Origin of the sequence: Rhizobacter sp. (genome assembly GCF_031412075.1) — a bacterium.
Lineage (GTDB): Bacteria > Pseudomonadota > Gammaproteobacteria > Burkholderiales > Burkholderiaceae_C > Rhizobacter.
Map to the genome: position 1 here is coordinate 1 of NZ_JANOCG010000389.1, position 4677 is coordinate 4677.

At 64.2% G+C, this 4677-nt stretch carries 6 protein-coding genes; all 6 read left to right on the forward strand.

Annotated features, from left to right (window positions below; translation table 11 throughout):
- Positions 1–32: 32 nt before the first annotated feature.
- Positions 33–854 carry a WecB/TagA/CpsF family glycosyltransferase gene (locus tag RMO40_RS14660; RefSeq protein ID WP_309722698.1) on the forward strand — a complete coding sequence of 274 codons (822 nt, stop codon included), beginning with the start codon at positions 33–35 and terminating at the stop codon, positions 852–854.
- Complete coding sequence (locus RMO40_RS14665; RefSeq protein WP_309722701.1) at positions 851–1711, forward strand: polysaccharide deacetylase family protein; 861 nt, start codon at positions 851–853, stop codon at positions 1709–1711. The genes RMO40_RS14660 and RMO40_RS14665 overlap by 4 nt, the downstream gene beginning before the upstream one ends.
- The gene (locus RMO40_RS14670) at positions 1711–2706 is read left to right on the forward strand and encodes a glycosyltransferase (RefSeq protein ID WP_309722704.1); all 996 of its coding nucleotides are present in this window, start codon (positions 1711–1713) and stop codon (positions 2704–2706) included. The genes RMO40_RS14665 and RMO40_RS14670 overlap by 1 nt, the downstream gene beginning before the upstream one ends.
- Before the next feature lie 122 nt (positions 2707–2828).
- Positions 2829–3251 carry an SxtJ family membrane protein gene (locus tag RMO40_RS14675; protein WP_309722708.1) on the forward strand — a complete coding sequence of 141 codons (423 nt, stop codon included), beginning with the start codon at positions 2829–2831 and terminating at the stop codon, positions 3249–3251.
- A 9-nt stretch (positions 3252–3260) separates the two neighbouring features.
- Positions 3261–3410: a DUF5989 family protein gene (locus RMO40_RS14680; protein WP_296683840.1), complete on the forward strand. Its 150-nt coding sequence runs from the start codon at positions 3261–3263 to the stop codon at positions 3408–3410.
- A gap of 12 nt (positions 3411–3422) precedes the next feature.
- On the forward strand, positions 3423–4677 hold a 1255-nt coding region (locus RMO40_RS14685; protein WP_309722712.1), incomplete at its 3' end, for a carbamoyltransferase N-terminal domain-containing protein.

Genomic DNA, 4677 nt, shown 5'->3' on the forward strand with positions numbered 1-4677 from the left:
GCGAGCCTGGCCGCCCAAGCGGAGCTGGCCTGATGAGCAGCCGACCCGACTTCACTTTTTCAAGCCAGATTGCCGTGCCGGCGAGGGACCGCGTCGACACCTTGCCGGTGCTCGGCGTGCCGGTCACCGACGTGAGCATGGAGCAAGCGCTGGCGCTGTTGCATGGCCTGTTGCAGCAGCAGCCACCACGCGCCCATGGCATCTACTTCGTCAACACCCACACGCTCAACACTGCCTGTGACGAGCCCGACTATCGCGAGGTGCTGCAGTCGGCCGACCGTGTGTTCGGCGACGGCACTGGCGTGCGCTGGGCAGCGCGAGCCATCCACGGTGCCAAGCTCAAGGACAACGTCAACGGCACCGACCTCGTGCCGCTGATGTTCTCGCGCTGGGCCGACCGCGGCCTGCGCTACTACCTGCTGGGCAACACGCCCGAGCGCATCGAGCAGGCGGCGGCGTATGCACAACGCAGCTTCCCGGGCTGGACGCTCGCCGGCTGTCACCACGGCTACCTCGGCCCCGACGACCATGCTGGCGTGGTCGACAAGATCAACAACTCGGGCGCGCACCTGCTGCTGGTCGGCATGGGCAACCCCAAGCAGGAGCGCTGGATCCACCACCACCGCGCTCAACTGAAGGTGCCGCTGTGCCTGGCCACGGGCGGCCTGTTCGACTACTGGGTCGGCGACCTGGTGCGTGCGCCGCTGTGGGTGCGCCGCCTCGGTTTCGAGTGGCTGAGCTTGCTGATCCGCCAGCCGCACAAGGCTCGCCGCTATCTCATTGGCAACCCGCTGTTTCTGTTGCGCGTGGCGCGCAGCCGTTTGTTCGGGCAAGACAAGAAGACACGACCATGACTGTTTCCGTGCACCGTTGGCTGATCAAAAAAGCGGCGCGTATTGCCATGGTGCTGGGGAGCTTCGTCACCGGCTCGCTGGTCTTGCGCAAGTTGGCCGGCCGTGGCCCGACGATTCGTGTGCTGACCTACCACCGCTTCGGTGACGCCGTGCGCGACCCCTGGTGCGTGAGCGCTACCGTGTTCGAAGAGCAGATGCGCTGGCTGGCTGACAAAAAACTCGCGGTGTCGCTCGACGACGTAGAGCGCTTCGTGCGCGGCGAGATCAAGTTGCCCGATGGTGCCGTGCTCGTCACCATGGACGACGGCTTCAGCAGCGTGCTCCACATCGCGGCGCCGATCATGCAGCGCCACCGCATTCCGTCGGTCGCTTACGTCACCACGAGCTTCATGGGCACCACCAGCATCTCTGGCGAGCGTTACCTCACCTGGGACGAAGTGAAACGCCTGCCGGCTGCGGGCGTCACGGTGGGCTCGCACGCCCACACCCACCGTTCCGTGGCCAAGCTGAGCCCACAGGATGCGCTCGACGAAGGACAACGCTCCAAAGAACTGCTGGAAGAGCATCTCGGCGCCCCCATCCGTTCGTTTGCCTACCCCTTTGGCATGCGCACCGACGAAAGCGCCGAGACCGCGCGCATGTTGTCGGGCTGTGGCTACAGCTCGGTCTTCATCGCCCAGCACGGCACGCTGCGATGCGGTGCCGATCTCGCTCGCTTGCCGCGTGTGAAAGTGGAGGGTGGTGAGCCGCTGTGGATGTTCAAGCTTTTGTGCCGCGGCGGCATGGACGGCTGGAAGCTGTTTGACGACACGCTCTGGAAACTGCAGCGCCCCGCGCCGGCCGAGCAGGCGCAGTGATGGCGGGTGCGGCGCACTCTTTGGCCGGCGTGGCCGTGGTCGCGATTGGGCGGAATGAGGGCGAGCGGCTGCGTGCCTGCCTGGCCTCCGTCGTGCGCTCGGCGCAGATCGTGGTCTATGTCGACTCCGGTTCCACCGACGATTCCGTCGCGATGGCGCAGCAAATGGGTGTCGAGGTGGTGGTGCTGCCGAAAGACGTGGTGTTCACCGCTGCGCTCGCGCGCAATGCCGGCTGGCGGCGGGCGCTGGAACTGGCGCCGCAGATCGAATATGTGCAGTTTGTCGATGGCGACTGCGCGGTCGATCCGAGCTGGCTGGCGACCGCACGCGGCTATCTCGTTGAGCATGCCGACGTGGTGGCAGTGTGTGGTCGGCGCCGCGAGCGTTTCCCCGAGCATTCGATCTACAACCTGCTGTGCGACCTGGAATGGGCGGCGAAGCCCGGCGAATCCAAGGCCTGCGGCGGCGACGTGATGATGCGTGCCGTGGGCCTGCAGGCGGTCAACGGCTACAACCCCCGCCTGATCGCCGGTGAAGAGCCCGAACTCTGCTTGCGCTTGCGCGGCAAGGGCTGGCGTGTGTGGCGGCTCGATGCCGAAATGACGCTGCATGACGCGGCCATGACCCGCATCAGCCAATGGTGGAAACGCTCGATGCGCGCCGGCTACACCTTTGCCGAAGGGGTGCACATGCACGGCGCACCACCTGAGCGTCACCGCGTGGTCGAATCGCGCCGCGCCTGGGTGTGGGGGCTCGGGATTCCGCTCGTCGCCTTGCTTGGCGCGTTGCTGATTCACCCCTGGGCGCTGGCCTTGCTGCTGGTGTACCCATTGCAGATGCTGCGCTTGTTTCGCGGCTTTCGCGGGCCGTTCAAAGAGCGTGCGGCACGTGCCGTGTTCATGGTGCTGGGCAAGTTCGCCGAAGCCTGCGGGCAGCTCAAGTTTGTGGCCCTGCGCATGTCGGGCGGCACCGCGCGGCTGATCGAATACAAGTAAGCCGCAGCTCGGCATTCATTCGGGGGGGAACCCCCTTGTTTCAGCCCGTGCCGCGAGGCAATTTTCAGACCCCCCCGGGATACACTCGCTGCGCTTCAAACAGCCTCGCAAGGAGGGATTCAATGTCGTCCCATGAAGATCTGAGTCGAGAAGACGAGGTCGAAGGCTCTTCCGATCGTTCATTCGGTTTTGTGTTTGCTGTGGTGTTTCTCATCATCGCGGCCTGGCCACTGCTTTATTCCGCGGGTCCACGTTGGTGGTCGGTGGGTGTGGCGGCAGCGTTTGCGCTGGTCGCCATCGTGAAGCCTGTCTTGCTCGCCGGGGCCAACAAGCTCTGGATGAAGTTCGGCCTGTTGCTGGCCAAGGTGGTGAGCCCCATCGCCCTGGGCATCCTTTTCTATCTCGTGTTCATGCCCATCGGTTTGCTGATGCGCGTGACCGGCAAAGACCCGCTGCGTTTGAAGTTTGACCCCGCAGCCCAGTCGTACTGGATCCCGCGCGAGCCGCCCGGCCCGCCGCCGACGTCCATGACCAACCAGTTTTAGGAATCCACCATGTCAATGATCAAAGAGCTCTGGGCATTCCTGCGGGTGCGCAAAAAAATCTGGATGTGGCCCATCTTCGGGATGATGGCCGTGTTGGGTCTGCTGATCGTGTTGGCCAAGGGCTCTGCCGTGGCGCCGTTCATCTACACGCTCTTCTGAGCACGCGGACCGATGCGGATCCTTGGCCTATCGGCTTACTACCATGACAGCGCCGCGGCGTTGATCGAAGACGGCGTCATCGTTGCAGCGGCTCAAGAAGAGCGGTTCACGCGCAAGAAGCACGACGCCGGTTTTCCCACGCATGCCATCGACTACTGCCTGAGCCAGGCCGGGGTCGGCATGAAGGGCATCGACCGGGTCGTGTTCTACGACAAGCCGTTCCTGAAGTTCGAGCGGCTGCTCGAGACCTACCTGGCCTTCTCGCCACGTGGCTTCCAGTCGTTCCGCATGTCGATCCCGCTGTGGCTGAGGGAAAAGCTGTTCCTCAAGGACCTGCTGTTCAAGGCCCTGAAAAAAGTCGACACCCAGGGGGGCTGGAACGGCGAGTTGCTGTTCAGCGAGCACCACCTGAGCCACGCGGCCAGCGTGTTCTTCCCGTCTCCGTTCGAAGAGGCCGTGGTCCTGACGATGGACGGCGTGGGCGAATGGGCCACCACCTCGGTGGCCATCGGGCGTGGCCACAAGCTGGAAGTGCAGAAGGAAATCCACTTCCCGCATTCACTCGGCCTGCTGTACTCGGCCATGACCTACTACACCGGTTTCAAGGTCAACTCGGGCGAGTACAAGGTCATGGGCCTGGCACCCTACGGCGTGCCGAAGTACACCGATCTGTTCTACAAGCACCTGATCGACGTCAAGCCCGACGGCTCGTTCCGCATGGACATGAGCTACTTCAACTACGCCACTGGCCTCACGATGACGAACGACAAGTTCGCCAAGTTGTTTGGCGGGCCGGCGCGCAAGTCGAGCGAGCCGCTGACACAACACCACATGGACCTGGCGGCCTCGCTGCAGGCCGTGACCGAAGAGATCGTGCTGCGCCTCACGCGCGCGCTGCGCCAGGAAACCGGCATCAAGAACCTCTGCCTCGCCGGTGGCGTGGCGCTCAATTGCGTGGCCAACGGCAAGATCCTGCGCGATGGCGCGTTCGACAAGATCTACGTGCAACCGGCAGCCGGTGATGCCGGTGGTGCATTGGGTGCGGCGCTGGTCGGTTACCACATGCAGATGGACCAGAAGCGTGTGGTGAATGGCGACGCGATGAACGGCTCCTACCTCGGGCCGCAGTTTGCGCAAGCCGACATCGAGGCGCGCCTGAAGGCGGCCGGCGCTCGCTTTGAGACGCGCGATGACGTCAGCCTGATCAACGGCGCCGCCGAAGACCTGTCGCAAGGCAAGGCCCTCGGATGGTTCCAGGGTCGCATGG

Bases quoted from the DNA above. Each gene is read 5' to 3' on its own strand.
- RMO40_RS14680 (WP_296683840.1), top strand. From the start codon at position 3,261: ATGTCAATGATCAAAGAGCTCTGGGCATTCCTGCGGGTGCGCAAAAAA.
- RMO40_RS14670 (WP_309722704.1), top strand. From the start codon at position 1,711: ATGGCGGGTGCGGCGCACTCTTTGGCCGGCGTGGCCGTGGTCGCGATT.
- RMO40_RS14675 (WP_309722708.1), top strand. From the start codon at position 2,829: ATGTCGTCCCATGAAGATCTGAGTCGAGAAGACGAGGTCGAAGGCTCT.
- RMO40_RS14665 (WP_309722701.1), top strand. From the start codon at position 851: ATGACTGTTTCCGTGCACCGTTGGCTGATCAAAAAAGCGGCGCGTATT.
- RMO40_RS14660 (WP_309722698.1), top strand. From the start codon at position 33: ATGAGCAGCCGACCCGACTTCACTTTTTCAAGCCAGATTGCCGTGCCG.